This is a genomic window from Ruegeria sp. CRTD044 (assembly GCF_059613485.1).
This window is the reverse complement of sequence record NZ_JBXWSP010000003.1, coordinates 164863-180926: the sequence shown is the minus strand read 5'-3', so window position 1 is coordinate 180926 and position 16064 is coordinate 164863. Positions and strand designations below refer to the sequence as shown.

Here is a 16064-nt window from a genome sequence, read left to right as displayed (position 1 = left end):
CATGATGCGCGAGATCCCGGGCGCGGCCAGCGGCATCCTCAGCTATTTCACGCGTCACCGGACCATTGCCAACCTTCTGCTGGTGGTCATGCTGGTCCTTGGCGCGGCTTCGGCGCCGAACATGCGGGCGCAGTTCTTTCCGGACGTGATCCTGGAACGGGTCAATGTCAACGTCGAATGGGATGGTGCGGGGCCCGAGGATGTGGACAACGGGATTGTCCAGATCCTTGAACCTGCATTGCTGGCGGTCGAAGGCGTTGCCAGCACCGAGTCGACCTCCCGCGAAGGATCGGCCCGCATCGCGCTGGAATTTGAACCCAACTGGGACATGAGCCGCGCCGTCGAAGAAGTGCGCACCGCCGTCGACAGCGTGACCAACCTGCCGGAGGACGCCGAAGAACCGTCCATCCGGCGTGCCGCTTGGCGAGACCGGGTAACGGATGTTGTCCTCACCGGCCCGATCGAGACCGGGCAGCTGGCCAAATTCACAGATGAGTTGATCAATCGGCTGTTCGCTGCCGGTGTGACGCGGACCACGATCCGCGGCCTTGCGGCCCCACGCATCGTGGTCGAGGTTCCCACCGCGCAGTTGATCGCCAACGACATCACCCTGTCCGAGATCGCCTCGGCGGTTGCGGCCGAGGTCACGGCCAATCCGGCCGGGGACGTGACCGGCGCAAACGCCCGGATCCGCACCGGTGTCGAAAAGCGCACCCCGGAAGAGATCGAGCGCATCGCTTTGCGCACCTATCCGGACGGGTCCAAGCTGGTGGTCGGCGATGTCGCGCAGATCCGGGTCGAGGGCGTTACCCGCAATCGCAGCTATTTCGTGGGCGAAAATCCGGCCATGTCCGTCCGGGTGGACCGGTCGAACCTGGGTGATGCGATCGACATTCAGCACACGGTCGAGGATGTGGTGGCCGAGATGCAGGCGAGCCTGCCGGATGGTATCTCGGTCGAGCTGATCCGTACCCGGGCGCAGGCCATTACCGACCGGTTGGACATTCTGATCGACAACGGGCTGGTCGGGCTGGGCTTGGTGGTGTGCCTGCTGTTCCTGTTCTTGAATGCGCGCATCGCTTTCTGGGTGGCGGCCGGTATCCCGGTTGCGATGTCGGCGGCCATCGCCTTCATGTATATCGGCGGGCTGTCGATCAACATGGTCTCGTTGTTCGGCCTTATCATCACGCTGGGTATCGTAGTGGATGATGCGATCGTGGTGGGGGAACACGCCGATTTCCGGGCCCGCCGTCTGGGCGAGCCACCGGTCGTTGCCGCCGAGCGCGCCGCCCGGCGTATGGCGATGCCGGTTTTTGCGGCCACGGTCACGACCGTGATCGCCTTTTTCGGTCTGACCGCCATTGGCGGACGGTTCGGAGAGCTGATCCGGGACATTCCCTTTACGGTGATCGCTGTACTGATCGCATCGTTGATCGAGTGTTTTCTGATCCTGCCGAACCACATGGCGCATGCTATCGCACATTCGGCCAAGGAACACTGGTATGACTGGCCCAACCGGGTTGTGAACCGGGGTTTTCGCTGGGTGCGCGACACTCTTTTCCGACCTTTGGTGGCGTGGGCAATCTGGGCGCGATACGTGGTCGTGGCCCTGATGATCGCCATTCTGGCCAGCCAGATAGCGCTGTTCATTAAGGGCGACGTCAATTGGCGGTTTTTCAACGCGCCCGAGCGGGGCTCGGTCACCGGCAATTTCATCATGGCCGAAGGCGCTACCCGCGCCGACACGATCGAAATGATGCACATTCTGCAGCGCGCCACGGAAGAGCTGGGTCAGATCTACGAAGAACGCCACGGTCGCAACCCGATCGACTATGTTCTGGCCGAGATCGGAGGGAGCGCCGGTTATGGTCTGTCCGCCGCCGATGGCAAGGATGGCGATTTGCTGGGCGGTATCTCGATCGAGCTGATCGATGCCGACCTGCGACCTTATTCCAGCTTTGAATTCGTGGGCGAGCTGCAGGAATTCGTGCCGCGCCATCCCAAGGTCGAATTGCTGACGTTCCGCGGCTGGCGCTCGGGTCCGGGTGGTGATGCCATCGACGTGCAGCTTTTCGGCGCGGACGTGAACACGCTGAAAACCGCGTCCGAGGCCCTGCAGGCGGAACTGTCGAAATACCCCGAGGTTTCAGCGCTGGAAGACAATCTGGCCTATGACAAGGAAGAGTACATTCTGGATCTGACGGCACAGGGCGAGGCGCTGGGCTTCCGCATCGAGACATTGGGCCGGGTTCTGCGTCACCGGCTGAACGGGATCGAGGCGGCGACATTCCCCGACGGTCCTCGCAGCGCCGAGATCCGGGTCGAACTGCCCGAAAGCGAGCTGACCGCCGATTTCCTCGAACACACGCTGATGCGTTCACCGGACGGGGTCTATGTCCCGCTGGCTGACATCGTCTCGGTCAAGCGCGAGTCGGGGTTCTCGACGGTGCGCCGGGAAAATGGCCTGCGGGTGATCGCAGTGAACGGGGACATTTCCGAGGATGACCCGGCCCAGGCGGCGGAAATCACCCGCGCCATGCGCGAGGAAATCCTGCCTGATATCGCCGCCGAGTATCAGGTCGAGTGGCGCATGGCCGGTCTGAGCGAACAGGAGGACGAGTTCCTGACCGAGGCGCGTACCGGTCTGATCCTGTGTCTGACCGGAATCTACCTTGTTCTGGCGTGGATCTTCGCCAGTTGGACAAGGCCGCTGGTGGTGATGGCGATCATTCCCTTTGGTCTGGTCGGCACCATCTGGGGGCATTACATCTGGGGCGTTCCCCTTAGCATGTTCACGGTCGTTGGCTTGTTGGGCATGACCGGGATCATCATCAATGACTCGATCGTTTTGATAACGACCATCGATGGCTATCAGCAGGATCGCGGGCTGGTGCACTCGATTATAGAAGGCACCGCTGACCGGTTGCGGCCGGTGATGCTGACCACGCTGACGACGGTGATGGGGCTGGCCCCGTTGCTGTACGAAGGGTCGCAGCAGGCGCAATTCCTCAAACCCACGGTGATCACGCTGGTCTACGGGCTCGGGTTCGGCATGGTGCTGGTGCTGCTCCTGGTCCCTGCGTTGCTGGCGATCCTGAGTGATATTTCTCGCCCGATGACGGCGATGCGCCGCGCCTTGCGGGCGCCGGACAAGGTGGTCCGGGTCGCGGCCGCGGGGACGGGCGGGGCGATGATGCTCTGGCTGCTGGTCACCATGGTCTGGCCGGTTCTGGCCGGCGCGCCGCTGGGTGTGCTGTCCGGGCTGTACGGCGGCGAGGACGGTCTGGCGTTGCTGAGAATGGGGCTGGGAGCGTTCGCGGGCGGTGCGGTTGCCATTCTGGCCGTCAGCCTGATCGTGTCCGCGGCGCTTTATGTCAGGCTTTCATCCCGGGCCAGTGCCTGAGACAGAAAGTCGGGCACCCGGGCGCTCATCGCAAGGTCGCGGTCCAGCACCTGCCGGATTGGGAACCAACGCGCGTCCTGCGCATCGTCCGCTGCGATCGGAGTGCCGGATCCGAAGCGGCAGGATACGCCGACCAGCAAGTAGTGGGCGGTGATCTGTCCGGCCGAATCCCGGACCAGCAGATCAAGGTTGCCCAGATATGCCTGCGGGGTTGCTTCGATACCGGTTTCTTCCATCAACTCGCGCGCGGCGGCCTGCAAGACGGTTTCGCCCCACTCCACATGGCCGCCCGGAAATCCCCAGAGACCGGCATCGGGGGCTTTGCTGCGTTGCACCAGCAGGACATGGCCCTGATCTACGACAACCGCCAGTGCGCCGATCCGGGGAACCCGCTGCATCCGGTCAGCCCGCGCTGCAGCCCAGAATGTCGACCGCGTGTTTGGTCCCCAGAACCGTGATCCGCACGGCGGACCGGTCCAGCGCAAAGGGCTGACCGTCGGGGCTGATCACCTCGGAAGTAGCGGTCAGCCGGTTGCCTTGCCGCCTGGTTTCAGTCTGCGATGCCCACAGGTCCGGGTTCCCCGGCTCGATCACCGCAAGTTCGGCACCACCGGCCGAGGGCATGTCGATCTGGACCTGAACCTGCAAACCGTCCGCGGTCGGGCTCAGGCGACAGGCCGCGCCAGTAACGCCAGCCTCGCGTGCAGAGAAGGGCCGTTGCGCCAGCGCAGCCGCAATCGCTGGATTCCTTGCTGCGCCCGCATCCAGTTCGTGGTCGAATTTCAACGATGCGGGAATACAGACATCCTTGCACACCCCCAGATCGACCTCGCCGCGCAACCGGACCGGTTTGGATGCGTCCTTGGGCGTAATCCGAACCGGCAACACCAGTTGGGTGTCGTAGCCGATGGACTTCAGGCCGTTTTGGTCAAAGACATGCGGCGTGGGCCAGGTGATCGCAACCGCACCGACATTGCCGGACCGGCGCCAGTCGAATTCAGGCGGAATGCCGGCGTCACCGGGGGCCCGCCAATAGGTCTTCCATCCGGGTTCCAGATCCAGCCGGATCGCGGTGAGATAGGTTCCATCCTCGGATTGGCCGCCATCGATCACGTCCAGCCTGACGATCGAGTCGATCGATTGCCCCTGCGCAGGTGCGGACAGGGCCAGGCAAGCCGAAACAACGGTCAGAACGGGTTTGAACAGCGATCTCATGATCCATACATGCGACTTGCGGGCAGGTTTGCCAAGTCACGTTCTGGTCACCGGCAGAAATCGCGGGATTTCCGGCGTGATCCCTTGCCAATCCGGGTTCCGCAAGGTCATTGTAAGGGAATAAGCCTCACGAGTTTTTTTGATGGATCTGACTGGAAAACTGTTGATTGCGATGCCCGGCATGGGCGATCCGCGCTTTGATCATTCAGTGGTGTACCTGTGTAGCCACGGCGATGACGGCGCGATGGGTCTGATCGTGAACAAACCGTCGGATTTGCGGATCAAGACACTGCTTGAACAGTTGAACATCGCGTGCCGCATCCCGGTTGTCGGAGAACGCCTTGTGCATTTTGGTGGTCCCGTCGAATTGTCCCGGGGGTTTGTCCTGCACAGCGCGGACTACGACGCAAATCTGCATTCGCTGCACGTGGCCGGCGATTTCAGCATGACGGCGACGCTGGACGTGCTCGAAGATATCGCCTCTGGCAAGGGGCCGCTGAACTCGATGCTGATGCTGGGCTATTCGGGATGGGGGCCGGGGCAGTTGGAAGATGAGATCGCGGCCAATGGCTGGTTGACGACCGATGCCACATCGAAACTGGTCTTTGACGTTGCCGACGACGAAAAGTGGGAGGCCGCCTTGGCCACGCTGGGTGTCGATCCGCTGACGCTGTCGGCCAGCGCCGGTCGGGCCTGATCAGGAATTGCGTGGCGCCGCGGCCCGGCGCAGGCGGTCGTTGATGGCCGCCCCGACGCCCTCGGAAGGGATCGGGCTGACGGCAATTGGCCGTCCCGTACCGTCCAGTTCGTGCAGATACGCAAACAGGTTTGCCGCCGCCTCGATCAGGTCACCCCTGGCAGATAGGTTGCGGTCGCAATCGACACTGCCAAATCCCAGCAGCAACTCGTCCCCGCGACGCTCGGTGGCGTTCAGCCGCACCGGTGCGTCCGGAGCATAATGTGACAGCAACTGCCCCGGAGCGGTCAGCAGATCTCCGGGCTTGTGGCGGGTCAGGCGCGTGCCCAGAACTGTTTCGATCTGCTCCAGAGCGACACCGCCGGGCCGCAACAAAGCGGGGGTGCCGGCCAAGCCCACGATGGCGGACTCCAACCCGACCGAACAGGGTCCGTCATCCAGTACGGCGGCGATCCGACCGTCCAGACCGGCGCGCACATGCGCCGCAGTGGTTGGGCTGATCCGACCGGAGGGGTTTGCCGAAGGGGCAGCGACGGGTCCGTCAACTGCGCTCAGCAATGCGCGCGCGGTGGGGTGGGCCGGCACCCGAACGGCCAGCGTATCCAGCCCCGCCGTCACCAGCGACGACACCCCATGCCCCGCCCGCAGCGGCAGCACCAGCGTCAGCGGACCGGGCCAGAACGCAGCCGCCAGCTGTTCGGCATTGTCCGACCACTCAACGTGGCGCCGTGCCGCCTCGACCGAGGCGACATGCGCGATCAGCGGGTTGAAACTGGGCCGGCCCTTGGCGGCATAGATCGCCGCGACCGCCTCGCCGTTGCGGGCATCCGCGCCCAGCCCATAGACCGTCTCGGTCGGAAAGGCGACCAGCAGGCCCTGGCGCAGCAGATCGGCCGCGGCTGCAATCCCGGCGGGATCAGCATCCAGATATTGCGTGTTGTTGGGGATCATGGGTGGTGACGCGGCGTTTTGGTTGCTTGCAACAGGGGGACGGATAGGTAATCGAACAAGCTTAGATGAATACCGGCGCGGGCCATGGATTCCAAGCCCGCCATTGCGACCGACACACGATTTTCGGGGGAAACCATGCCATATCGCGCTCCTGTCACTGATTACGAGTTCCTCATGGACAAGGTGGTGGGGTTCAAGGACGTCGCCGCAACCGAGAAATTCGCCGAGGCCACCCCGGACGTGGTCAGCGCCATTCTGTCCGAGGCCGGCAAGATGTGCGAAGAGGTGATGGCCCCCCTGCAGCGCCCCGGCGATCTGCACCCCGCGCGGCTGGAGAACGGGATTTTGCGGACCTCTCCCGGCTATGCCGATGGCTGGAAAGCGATCGCCGAGGGCGGCTGGATCGGCATGAGCGGCGACCCGGAATATGGAGGCATGGGCCTGCCTATGACCGTGACCACCGCCGTGAACGAGATGATGAGCGCCGCCTGCCTGTCGCTGCAGCTGGCCCCGCTGATGAGCCAGGGTCAGATCGAGGCGCTGGAACACCACGCCAGCGAGGAGCTCAAGGCGCTGTACCTGCCCAAGCTGATGTCGGGCGAATGGTCGGGCACGATGAACCTGACCGAACCGCAGGCCGGGTCTGACGTTGGCGCGCTGACGTCCAAGGCCGAACCCAACGGCGATGGCACCTATTCGGTGACCGGGCAGAAGATCTACATCTCGTGGGGCGACAATGACTTCTGCGAGAATGTCTGCCATCTGGTTCTGGCCCGACTGCCCGATGGCGCGCCGGGGACCAAGGGGATCTCGTTGTTTCTGGTACCCAAGTACATCCCCGATGAAAACGGCAATCCGGGCGTGGCGAATGACCTGAAGGTGGTGTCGCTGGAACACAAGATGGGCCTGCACGGTTCGCCCACCTGCGTGATGCAGTATGACGGCGCCAAGGGCTGGCTGGTTGGCCAGGAGCACAAAGGCATGGCCGCCATGTTCACCATGATGAACAACGCGCGCCTCGGTGTCGGCGGGCAGGGCGTGGGTGCGGCCGAGGGCGCCTATCAGCAAGCGCTGGCCTATGCTCTGGAGCGCAAGCAGGGCAAGACGCCCTCGGGCACGATCATCGATCATGCGGATGTGCGCCGGATGCTGATGGACATGCGGGCCGACCTGTTCGCCGCCCGTGCGATCATGCTGGCCAATGCCGCGGCCATCGACATGGCCAAGGCCACCGGCAACGCTGACTGGGCCGCGCGGGCGGCCCTGCTGACGCCGATCTGCAAGGCCTTCGGCACCCAGACCGGCATGCGCGTGTCCGAGACCGGCCTGCAGGTGCATGGCGGCATGGGATATATCGAGGAAACCGGCGCCGCGCAGTATTACCGCGATGTCCGCGTGACCGCGATCTACGAGGGGACCAACGGCATTCAGGCCATGGACCTTGTCGGCCGCAAGATGATGGACGGGGGCGAAGCCGCCGCCCGCCTGCTGGACGAGATCGAAGATCACGCCGAGCGCGCCCGCGCCACCGTGCCCGAGCTGGCCGGCCCGGTATGGGAGGCGACCGAAACCCTGCGCGAGGCGACTGAGTGGCTGGCGGCGCAAGAGGACATGAACAACCGCTTTGCCGGGGCCGTGGCCTATCTGAACGCCTTTGCCCGCGTGCTGGGTGCGCATTACCACCTGATTGCCGCTTTGGCCGATCCGGATGGTCCGCGCGCCAAGCTGGCGCGGTACTACATCACCGCGCGCCTGCCGGAATACGCGGGCCTGCTGGATCAAGCACAGATCGGGGCCAAAGACCTGTTCGCGCTCAGCGCCGACGAACTGGCAGCGTGATGGACGGCGCGCGGCCTCCGGCGTTTCGCCATCCCTGGCCCGAGCCGCCCGCGCCCGGACAGGCCACCGAGATCGCCGAGGGCGTGCTGTGGATGCGCCTGCCGCTGCCGATGGCGCTGGACCACGTCAACGTCTACGCGCTGGATGACGGAGATGGCTGGACGGTGATCGACACCGGAATTTCATCGAAAAAGACGCGCGGCCTGTGGTCCGACCTAATGGCCGGGCCGCTTGCGGGCAAGCCGGTGACCCGGGTGGTGGTTTCGCATCACCACCCCGACCACGTCGGCAATGCCGGGTGGTTCCAGTCGGAGCACGGCGCCGATCTGGTCTCGAGCCGCACCGCATGGTTGTTTGCGCGAATGCTGACGCTGGACGTGCAGGAGAGCTGGCCGGAAGAGACGCTGGAGTTCTACCGCTGCGCAGGCATGGCCCCCGAGATCCTGGCCAAGCGCATGTCCGAGCGGCCCTTCAATTTTGCCGACACGGTCTATCCGATGCCTCTGGGCTTTGTCCGCATCAAGCAGGGCGACGTGATCCGCATGGGCGGGCGGGACTGGGAGGTGCATATGGGCAACGGCCATGCCCCCGAACACGCCACGTTCTGGAGCCGCGACGACAACCTGGTGATCTCGGGCGACCAGATCCTCAGCTCTATCAGCCCGAACCTGGGCGTCTATGCCACCGAGCCGATGGCCGACCCGGTGTCCGACTGGCTGGAGGCCTGCGAGCGCCTGCAAGCGTTGGCACGGCCCGATCAGGTGGTGTTGCCGGGTCACAAGCTGCCCTTCGTCGGTCTGCCGATCCGCATGAAACAACTGATCGAGAACCATCATGGCGCTCTTGCACGCCTGCTGGACGATCTGGACGCGCCCAAGGCGGCCTCGGATTGTTTCGTGACCCTGTTCAAACGTCCCATCCGCGACGGCGAATACGGTCTTGCGCTGGTCGAGGCGGTTGCGCATCTGAACCATCTTTATCACACTGGAGCCGTGACCCGGGTGCGCCGTGAGGACGGCGCCTGGGTGTATCAGCGCAAAGGTTGAAACGATGCAGGACAAGATCGAAACCTCGGCCGAGGCCGCCGAAGCGGCGGCTCTGCCCCGGTGCTATGAGGTGCATGCCGACCCGGACAGCACGTCGGGCACCAAGGATCTGCCCGAACCCCTGCGCCAGCCGGTCGACAGCAAAAGCCCCGCCCAATGGGCGTATGAGCGGCTGATCCTGTACATCCAGAACTTTGAACAGACCCTTGATGCCGATCACGAGGTCGCCATGGGCTTTACCGGCGGTGACGCCGGGGTGATGCGGATCGAGGGGATGGGATATTTCGACCCCGACGTGATCACTTTCTACGGCTCGGACGGTTCAGGCGCACGCACCCAGCTGGTGCAGCATGTCAGCCAGTTGAACGTCATGCTGCGCGCCCTGCCCAAAACGGTCGAGGACAAGCCCGCCAACCGCATCGGCTTCCGCCTCGCGGCTAAGCTTGAGGAAAGCTGAGCGTCACGCTTGCAATTCACATCTGCGCGGCCTTGAATGAATTCAGCATTCAAAGGGGGCCGGCGTGTCACATTTCTCAACCGTAACAGATGCCTATCTCGGGGCCTGGGCCCGACGCCGAACCTTTGTTCCCATCTATCTGGCGGTGCGGCTGCTGCTGATCGCGCTGATCGCCCCCGGCGTGGCCTTCACCGTGAACCTGGCGGTGATGCTGTCCGACCAAACAGCGCTGACCGATCAGGACATCGCGATGTTCATCCTGTCGCCGGTTGGCTTCGTGGCGGCGGTGGTCATTCTGGGCCTGTTCCTGTTGGCCGAGGTGTTCGTCTTTTCGGTCATGGCCGGATCGCTCAGGATGGGCGAAAGCGACCCGTGGCGGGCCGGCGGGTCGGCGTTGCGGTTGATCCTGTCGCGCCTGCCGACGCTGTTTTCCTTCGCGGTGCGCTTCATTCTGCGGGTTCTCGTTCTGGCGGTGCCCTTCGTGGCGGTCGCGGGCCTGATCGCGTGGTGGACGCTGACCGAATACGACATCAACTACTATCTGACCTTCCATCCGCCCGCGTTCCAGGTGGCCGTCGCGCTGATCGGGTTCGTGGTGCTGGCCTTGGCCTGGGTGCTGATCCGCCGCCTGTCGGCCTGGGCTCTGGCCCTGCATCTGGTGCTGTTCGAGGAGATTGCGCCCTCGGACGCCTTTGCCGAAAGCGCCCGGCGAATGGAGGGCAAACGCGGCCGGTTGAAGATCGACCTGGCGCTGTGGCTGGCCGTACGACTGGCGATTGCCGCGCTGATTGCCGCCGTGGCCAGCCTGTTGTTTCACCTTGTACCTCTCGAACAGGGCACGAACCTGCGGTTTGCCCTGACGCTCAGCCTGCTGGTGGCCGGGCTGTGGTCTCTGGCCGGATTGGTGCTGGCGGCGGTGGCGTTGGGCGCGCTGGCGGTTCTGCTGGATAGGTTTTTTGAACCGCGGGCGGCAGAGCTTCCTCATCCCGAGGCCGGAAACCTACGCGCCCCGGTTCTGGTGACCGTTGCCGCGGCCGTTGTGGCCCTGCTGGCCGGGATCTGGTTCAGCCAAGACGTGCTGGACCAGATTTCCGCACCCGATCATGCTGACGTAATCGGCCACCGGGGCGCGGCGGCGCTGCGGCCGGAAAACACGATGGCTGCGGTGCTGAAAGCCATTGAGGACGGTGCCGACTGGGTCGAGATCGACGTTCAGGAAAGCGCCGACGGCGAGGTAATCGTGGCCCATGACAGCGACTTCATGAAGCTGGGCGGGGTCAATATGAAGGTCTGGGATGCCACGATGGAGGATGTGGCGCAGATCGACATCGGCAGCTGGTTCGACCCCGAATATGCCGATCAGCGCACTCCGACCCTGCGCGAGGTTCTGAAGGCCGCGAAGGGTAAATCCAAGGTCATCATCGAACTGAAATACTATGGCCATGACGTGGATCTGGAAAACCGCGTGGCCGCCATCGTCGAAGAGTTTGCGATGGAGCAGGACATCGCCACGATGTCGCTCAAATACCCGGCGGTGCAGAAGATGAAAGCGTTGCGCCCGGACTGGCGCGCCGGTGTTCTGGCCGCGACGGCGGTGGGCGATCTGACCGGGCTGGAGGGCGATTTCGTCGCGGTGAATGCCGGGATGGTCACACCCGGGTTGATCCGCTCGGTCCATGACGCGGGCAAGGATATCTATGTCTGGACGGTGAATGACCCGCTGCAGATGTCGTCGATGGCCTCGATGGGTGTCGACGGTCTGATCACCGACCGCCCCGCAATGGCGCGTGAAGTGCTACGTGTCCGCGCCGAGATGGAGCCGGGCGAGCGGCTGCTGCTGTGGTTGGCAACGACCTTCGGCCTGTCGGTCGATACCGAGGCGATGCGCGATGCAAGCCCCTAGCTTCGGTCTTTTGCTTGCCTGCCTTGCCGGGTCGGCTTCGGCGCAGGATCTGATGCGCGGCGTCGAGATGCCCGCGCATCGGGCTTTGATCGCGCAATCGGTTGGGCAACCATTGAGCGCGTTTGAAACCGATGGCTGCTCGGGCGGCATGTCGTCCAGCTGGCGGCTGGTGGCAGAGACCTTTCCCAGATTTCGCGCCGTTTACGAAAGCCACCCACCGTGGGAATCCTGCTGCGTGTCTCATGATCGCGCGTATCACACCGCCGGGGGCGCCACGTCCGCCGAAGCCAGTTTCGACGCCCGGCTGGAGGCTGACCGCGCCTTGCGCGCCTGCGTCAAGGAATTCGGGGCCGTACATGCGCAGGACTATGCCACGCAATACGACATGACGCCCGAGCAGGTGACGTCGGCCATGTCGATCACCGCCGAGGCGATGTTCATGGCCGTCCGATTCGGAGGTGGCCCTTGCACCGGCTTGCCGTGGCGGTGGGGCTTCGGGTATCCCGGCTGTTCGGTTTTTGCCACCGATGAGGCTGCGGGCGACTGAACTCGGGCACCTGCGCGCGATTGACGTCGTGACAGGCCGGAAAATATGATTTATCCAAACCGGCAAACACGCGAATTGGGAATCTTTCGAAATGGCTGAACACAAGCACGGCGAGATGGACATCACCGTCCAGACCAAAACCTTCAACGGGTTCATCAAATTCACCACCTACAGCGTCGTGGTGATCTGCTTCATTGCCCTGTTTCTTGCGATCTTTGGGGCATAAGCCGGACTGACGGGTCATGTTTCGCATCTTGATTGCCTGCCTGCTGGCAGTAACCGTCGCAGGCTGCGCCACGTCGCAGCGCCCTCAGGCCGACCAGTCCGAGATCGTTGCGCGATCCTACCGTGACCCGGGCCCCTCAACGCTGACCCTGTACACGATGATCAACACGCGTACGGGGTCTGGCGCGCATACCTCGCTGATGATCAGCGCCAGCGAGCGGGTAATTTTCGACCCCGCCGGGTCGTTCCGCGCCGACGTGGTGCCGATCAAGGATGACGTGCTGTATGGCATCACCCCCGCGGTCGAACGTGCCTATCGCAGCTCGCACGCACGCGAAACGCATTATGCGCGCATCCAGACCATCCAGGTGACCCCCCAGCAGGCCGAGATCGCCTATCAGCTGGCCAAGCAGTCGGGACCGGTTCCGGGCGCCTACTGCGCCAACTCGACTGCTCGGCTGCTGCAGCAGGTTCCCGGGTTCGAGCAGATCCAGACCACCTTCTACCCGGTCAAGTTGTCCGATCAGTTCGGGCAGATTCCGGGGGTCGTCACGACCGAATATCGTGAAAACGACAGCGCCGATCTGCAGGCGGGGCTGGCGGCCAACAACGCCGCGCTCAACCAGCTGGAAGCGGCTTCAACCAACTAGGTACAGCAGACCATACAGCGTGCCAGCCCCGGCAAAGATGGCGGCCAGCACGTTCTTGGTGATCAACCCGACGCTCAGGGCAACCACGGCCGAGGCCATGCGCGGCAGGTCCGGCTGGCCCTCGGTGGCCGTGGGCCACATGACCAGAGGGGCAATCAGGGCCGGCAGGATGGCCACCGCCGTATAGCGCAGATGCCGCAGCAACCATGGCGGCAACGGACGGTCTCCGACAAAGCCGATGAACACGAAGCGCAGGGCATAGCTGCCGATCGCCAGCCCGACGATGATCGTCCAGACCGTTGTCTGATCGGGGGTGGTCATGACGCTACCTTTCTGCGTTCCAGCATCACTTCGGCCTGCGCACCGGCCATCATGCCCGCGCAGCCCGCGATCAGCAGGCCAAGATTGTAGGGGATTGTCACGCATAGCAGCGACACGACGATGGCGACCAGAGCCGCGACCACATGGGCCGGAGTGCGCATCATCGGGCCGATCATGGCCAGAAAGGTGATTGGCAGCGCGAAGTCCAGTGCCCAGCTATCCGGGATCTGCGTTCCCAGGTAGGCCCCAATAAAGGTGGCCAGTACCCACATGGGCACCAGAGGCGAAACCGACCCCATGAAATAGGTCATACGCTGCGGAACCGACATGTCCGGTTCCTTTTCGAACTGGACGATCGAGCAGGCATAGGATTGGTCGACCGTAAGATAGGCGGCAAAGGCCCGTTGCCACAGGGGCGCCGCGCCCAGATAAGGCGTCAACGACGCCGAATACATGGCCATCCGCAGGTTCACGGCCAGTGCCGAAACCAGAATGATGGCCGTGGGTGTGCCGTCCTGCAGCAGTTGCAGCGATGCAAACTGCGCGGCCCCCGCAAAGACGGCTGCGGTGAACACCATGGTCTGCAGAATGCTCAGGCCCGCCTCGGTCGCGAAGACGCCGAACAGGGTGCCGAAGGGCACCGCCACGAAGATGAACGGGGTCCCGTCGCGAAAACCCCGCCAATAGTATGACTTGGATGTGGAGGTTGCCATGGCTAGATCCTATGGTGGTCTGCGCAGCAGTAGCGGGTCAGAGAGAGGGTTGCAATTGGCCACCGAAGTCGATCTGTCGGAATACATCATCGCCCCCGATCCCGGCGCGGCGCGGTTGACCCGCGCGGTCGAGGGGGTGGACCAGAGCGGCGAGGTCAACCGCATCTCGGTGGTCGAGGAGCGCCCGCTGACGATCTTTCTCAATTCTCAAGAGATCGTGACGGCCATGACCATCGGCGATTACCCCGAATATCTGGCTCTGGGATTTTTGCGAAACCAGGGCATGTTGCGCCCCGATGACGAGATCACGCGCGTCGATTATGATGACGATCTGGAAACCGTGGTGGTGCGCACGGCGCGCGAGACCTCGTACGAGGACAAGCTGAAGAAAAAGACCCGCACCAGCGGCTGCGCGGTGGGCACGGTTTTCGGCGACATGATGGAGGGGCTGGAGGGCGTGCGCCTGCCACAGGTTCAGGTGCGCACCTCGTGGCTGTATAATCTGGCGGCCAAGATCAACCGCACGCCGTCGCTGTACCTGCAGGCCGGGGCGATCCACGGCACGGTTCTGTGCCGCGAGAGTCGCCCGCTGGTCTATATGGAGGACGTGGGCCGCCACAACGCGGTGGACAAGATCGCCGGCTGGATGCTGTCCGAAGGGGAGACGGCCGGCGACAAGATCCTGTACACCACCGGGCGGCTGACCTCGGAAATGGTGATCAAGACGGCGATGATGGGCATCCCTGTTCTGGCTTCGCGATCGGGTTTTACCGCGTGGGGCGTCGAAATCGCGCGCGAGGTCGGCCTGACCCTGATCGGCCGGATGCGCGGCCAGCGCTTTGTGTGCCTGTCGGGCGAAGACCGGCTGCTGCGCGACGTGGACCCGGCCACCGTGCCGGTCGAGGACAGGAAGCATCGAAGGAAAAGCGCCGATGGGAGTTGAAGCATCACGACCCCTCGGCGTCATACTGGCCGGAGGTCTGGCCGCGCGGATGGGCGGCGGCGACAAGGGGTTGCTGCACCTGGGCGGGCAAAGCCTGCTGGCGCATGTGATCGACCGGCTGGCGCCGCAGGTGGCCGGGCTGGCGCTGAACGCCAACGGCGATCCGGCGCGGTTTGCCGATCTTGGCCTGCCGGTCCTGCCGGACACTATTGCGGGTTACGCCGGGCCGTTGGCGGGCGTTCTGGCCGGGTTGGATTGGGCGGCGGGGCAGGGTGCTGATTGCATCGTCACCGCTGCTGCCGACACGCCGTTCTTCCCGCGCGATCTGGTCGATCGGCTGCTGCAGGCGGCGCAGGAGCAGGCTCATCCGCTGGTTCTGGCCACCACGCCGCGCACCGGTGAAGAGGCGCTGAAATCGGGCGGTGGCCGCCGGGTCAACCGGCACCCGACCTTTGGCCTGTGGCCCGTGGCGCTGCGCGATGACCTGCGGGCGGCGCTGAACGACGGGCTGCGCAAGGTGGTCCTGTGGACCGACCGCCATGGCGGGCGCGAGGCGCTGTTTCCGGCCGACCCGTTCGATCCGTTCTTCAACGTCAACACGCCCGAAGATCTGATCCGGGCGCAGCACCTGTTGGAGCAGGCATGAAGGTCTACGGCGTTACCGGCTGGAAGAATGCGGGCAAGACCGGGTTGGTCGAACGGCTGGTGGCCGAGATCACCGGGCGCGGGTTCCGTGTCTCGACCGTCAAACACGCCCACCACGCGGTTGACGTGGATCAGCCGGGCACCGACAGCCACCGCCACCGAACCGCCGGGGCGTCCGAGGTCCTGCTGGCATCCAGCCGCCGCATCGCGTTGATGCAAGAGCTGCGCGGCGCGCCCGAGCCGCCGTTGGACGACCTTCTGGCGCGCCTGTCCCCGGTTGATCTGGTGCTGGTCGAGGGGTACAAGCGCGCGCCGCACCCCAAGGTCGAGGCCGTTCGCGCCCAGCCCGGAAACCCGCTGATTGCCGTTGACGATCCGACGATCCGCGCGGTGGCCAGCGACACGCCGCTGGATCTGGACCGTCCGGTCTTTGATCTGAACGACACGCCTGCCATTGCCGATTTCATCCTGACCGAGGTCGGCCTGGGGCCGCGGCCCAGCCCCTGACC

General features: G+C 64.2%; 17 protein-coding genes. 12 read left to right on the top strand and 5 right to left on the bottom strand.

The window, feature by feature from the left end:
* The first annotated feature begins 1 nt into the window (after window position 1).
* Window positions 2-3403 carry an efflux RND transporter permease subunit gene (locus tag AC2FNL_RS01890; protein ID WP_496832009.1) on the top strand — a complete coding sequence of 1134 codons (3402 nt, stop codon included), beginning with the start codon at window positions 2-4 and terminating at the stop codon, window positions 3401-3403.
* Here the strand turns inward: AC2FNL_RS01890 and AC2FNL_RS01885 are convergent.
* Together AC2FNL_RS01885 and AC2FNL_RS01880 are read right to left on the bottom strand one after the other, a co-directional pair.
* Complete coding sequence (locus AC2FNL_RS01885; RefSeq protein WP_496832007.1) at window positions 3370-3801, bottom strand: NUDIX hydrolase; 432 nt, start codon at window positions 3799-3801, stop codon at window positions 3370-3372. The two genes, AC2FNL_RS01890 and AC2FNL_RS01885, sit on opposite strands and share 34 nt — an antisense overlap.
* A gap of 4 nt (window positions 3802-3805) precedes the next feature.
* A complete protein-coding gene (locus tag AC2FNL_RS01880; protein ID WP_093963537.1) occupies window positions 3806-4618 on the bottom strand; it encodes a protein-disulfide reductase DsbD domain-containing protein in 813 nt (270 codons plus the stop codon).
* A gap of 142 nt (window positions 4619-4760) precedes the next feature.
* On the opposite strand from AC2FNL_RS01880, the gene AC2FNL_RS01875 reads away from it, so the two are divergent.
* Window positions 4761-5315: a YqgE/AlgH family protein gene (locus tag AC2FNL_RS01875; RefSeq protein ID WP_093963536.1), complete on the top strand. Its 555-nt coding sequence runs from the start codon at window positions 4761-4763 to the stop codon at window positions 5313-5315.
* Here the strand turns inward: AC2FNL_RS01875 and AC2FNL_RS01870 are convergent, their stop codons facing one another.
* Window positions 5316-6266, bottom strand: coding sequence for an L-threonylcarbamoyladenylate synthase (locus AC2FNL_RS01870; RefSeq protein ID WP_496832005.1), 951 nt, complete (start codon window positions 6264-6266; stop codon window positions 5316-5318).
* Window positions 6267-6401: 135 nt separating this feature from the next.
* Between AC2FNL_RS01870 and AC2FNL_RS01865 the strand changes: the two genes are divergently transcribed.
* The 7 genes from AC2FNL_RS01865 to AC2FNL_RS01835 all read left to right on the top strand — a co-directional run bounded on the left by AC2FNL_RS01865 (window position 6402) and on the right by AC2FNL_RS01835 (window position 12933).
* Complete coding sequence (locus tag AC2FNL_RS01865; RefSeq protein WP_496832003.1) at window positions 6402-8105, top strand: acyl-CoA dehydrogenase; 1704 nt, start codon at window positions 6402-6404, stop codon at window positions 8103-8105.
* Entirely contained in the window at window positions 8105-9151 is a 1047-nt protein-coding gene (locus tag AC2FNL_RS01860) for an MBL fold metallo-hydrolase (RefSeq protein WP_496832001.1), read from the top strand. Before AC2FNL_RS01865 ends, AC2FNL_RS01860 begins: the two co-directional genes overlap by 1 nt.
* A gap of 4 nt (window positions 9152-9155) precedes the next feature.
* Window positions 9156-9608 carry a DUF6173 family protein gene (locus AC2FNL_RS01855; RefSeq protein ID WP_170342276.1) on the top strand — a complete coding sequence of 151 codons (453 nt, stop codon included), beginning with the start codon at window positions 9156-9158 and terminating at the stop codon, window positions 9606-9608.
* A 64-nt stretch (window positions 9609-9672) separates the two neighbouring features.
* On the top strand, window positions 9673-11511 hold the full coding sequence (locus tag AC2FNL_RS01850; protein WP_496831998.1) for a glycerophosphodiester phosphodiesterase family protein: 1839 nt from the start codon (window positions 9673-9675) through the stop codon (window positions 11509-11511).
* Window positions 11498-12058 carry a hypothetical protein gene (locus tag AC2FNL_RS01845; RefSeq protein ID WP_496831996.1) on the top strand — a complete coding sequence of 187 codons (561 nt, stop codon included), beginning with the start codon at window positions 11498-11500 and terminating at the stop codon, window positions 12056-12058. Before AC2FNL_RS01850 ends, AC2FNL_RS01845 begins: the two co-directional genes overlap by 14 nt.
* A gap of 91 nt (window positions 12059-12149) precedes the next feature.
* The gene (locus tag AC2FNL_RS01840) at window positions 12150-12284 is read left to right on the top strand and encodes an aa3-type cytochrome c oxidase subunit IV (protein WP_093963530.1); all 135 of its coding nucleotides are present in this window, start codon (window positions 12150-12152) and stop codon (window positions 12282-12284) included.
* Window positions 12285-12300: 16 nt separating this feature from the next.
* Window positions 12301-12933 (top strand): hypothetical protein, encoded by a 633-nt coding sequence (locus AC2FNL_RS01835; protein WP_093963529.1) that lies wholly within the window; start codon window positions 12301-12303, stop codon window positions 12931-12933.
* Here AC2FNL_RS01835 and AC2FNL_RS01830 read toward each other — a convergent pair.
* A complete protein-coding gene (locus AC2FNL_RS01830; protein ID WP_170342269.1) occupies window positions 12922-13254 on the bottom strand; it encodes an AzlD domain-containing protein in 333 nt (110 codons plus the stop codon). The two genes, AC2FNL_RS01835 and AC2FNL_RS01830, sit on opposite strands and share 12 nt — an antisense overlap.
* Window positions 13251-13967, bottom strand: a complete 717-nt coding sequence (locus AC2FNL_RS01825) for an AzlC family ABC transporter permease (RefSeq protein ID WP_496831994.1) — start codon at window positions 13965-13967, stop codon at window positions 13251-13253. Before AC2FNL_RS01825 ends, AC2FNL_RS01830 begins: the two co-directional genes overlap by 4 nt.
* On the opposite strand from AC2FNL_RS01825, the gene AC2FNL_RS01820 reads away from it, so the two are divergent.
* From AC2FNL_RS01820 to mobB, 3 genes are read left to right on the top strand one after another with little or no spacing between them, the layout of a single operon-like run.
* Window positions 13966-14910 (top strand): formate dehydrogenase accessory sulfurtransferase FdhD, encoded by a 945-nt coding sequence (locus tag AC2FNL_RS01820; protein WP_496831992.1) that lies wholly within the window; start codon window positions 13966-13968, stop codon window positions 14908-14910. The genes AC2FNL_RS01825 and AC2FNL_RS01820 overlap by 2 nt on opposite strands.
* Window positions 14900-15556, top strand: a complete 657-nt coding sequence (gene mobA, locus AC2FNL_RS01815; protein WP_496831990.1) for a molybdenum cofactor guanylyltransferase MobA — start codon at window positions 14900-14902, stop codon at window positions 15554-15556. The genes AC2FNL_RS01820 and mobA overlap by 11 nt, the downstream gene beginning before the upstream one ends.
* Window positions 15553-16062 carry a molybdopterin-guanine dinucleotide biosynthesis protein B gene (gene mobB / locus AC2FNL_RS01810; RefSeq protein WP_496831988.1) on the top strand — a complete coding sequence of 170 codons (510 nt, stop codon included), beginning with the start codon at window positions 15553-15555 and terminating at the stop codon, window positions 16060-16062. The genes mobA and mobB overlap by 4 nt, the downstream gene beginning before the upstream one ends.
* Window positions 16063-16064: the final 2 nt, after the last annotated feature.

Excerpts from the sequence above, each read along its gene's own strand:
- AC2FNL_RS01865 (WP_496832003.1), top strand. The coding sequence starts at position 6,402 with ATGCCATATCGCGCTCCTGTCACTGATTACGAGTTCCTCATGGACAAG.
- AC2FNL_RS01870 (WP_496832005.1), bottom strand. The coding sequence starts at position 6,266 with ATGATCCCCAACAACACGCAATATCTGGATGCTGATCCCGCCGGGATT.
- AC2FNL_RS01890 (WP_496832009.1), top strand. The coding sequence starts at position 2 with ATGATGCGCGAGATCCCGGGCGCGGCCAGCGGCATCCTCAGCTATTTC.
- AC2FNL_RS01855 (WP_170342276.1), top strand. The coding sequence starts at position 9,156 with ATGCAGGACAAGATCGAAACCTCGGCCGAGGCCGCCGAAGCGGCGGCT.
- AC2FNL_RS01845 (WP_496831996.1), top strand. The coding sequence starts at position 11,498 with ATGCAAGCCCCTAGCTTCGGTCTTTTGCTTGCCTGCCTTGCCGGGTCG.
- mobA (WP_496831990.1), top strand. The coding sequence starts at position 14,900 with ATGGGAGTTGAAGCATCACGACCCCTCGGCGTCATACTGGCCGGAGGT.
- AC2FNL_RS01825 (WP_496831994.1), bottom strand. The coding sequence starts at position 13,967 with ATGGCAACCTCCACATCCAAGTCATACTATTGGCGGGGTTTTCGCGAC.
- AC2FNL_RS01885 (WP_496832007.1), bottom strand. The coding sequence starts at position 3,801 with ATGCAGCGGGTTCCCCGGATCGGCGCACTGGCGGTTGTCGTAGATCAG.
- AC2FNL_RS01860 (WP_496832001.1), top strand. The coding sequence starts at position 8,105 with ATGGACGGCGCGCGGCCTCCGGCGTTTCGCCATCCCTGGCCCGAGCCG.
- AC2FNL_RS01840 (WP_093963530.1), top strand. The coding sequence starts at position 12,150 with ATGGCTGAACACAAGCACGGCGAGATGGACATCACCGTCCAGACCAAA.
- mobB (WP_496831988.1), top strand. The coding sequence starts at position 15,553 with ATGAAGGTCTACGGCGTTACCGGCTGGAAGAATGCGGGCAAGACCGGG.
- AC2FNL_RS01830 (WP_170342269.1), bottom strand. The coding sequence starts at position 13,254 with ATGACCACCCCCGATCAGACAACGGTCTGGACGATCATCGTCGGGCTG.
- AC2FNL_RS01880 (WP_093963537.1), bottom strand. The coding sequence starts at position 4,618 with ATGAGATCGCTGTTCAAACCCGTTCTGACCGTTGTTTCGGCTTGCCTG.
- AC2FNL_RS01820 (WP_496831992.1), top strand. The coding sequence starts at position 13,966 with ATGGCTAGATCCTATGGTGGTCTGCGCAGCAGTAGCGGGTCAGAGAGA.
- AC2FNL_RS01875 (WP_093963536.1), top strand. The coding sequence starts at position 4,761 with ATGGATCTGACTGGAAAACTGTTGATTGCGATGCCCGGCATGGGCGAT.
- AC2FNL_RS01835 (WP_093963529.1), top strand. The coding sequence starts at position 12,301 with ATGTTTCGCATCTTGATTGCCTGCCTGCTGGCAGTAACCGTCGCAGGC.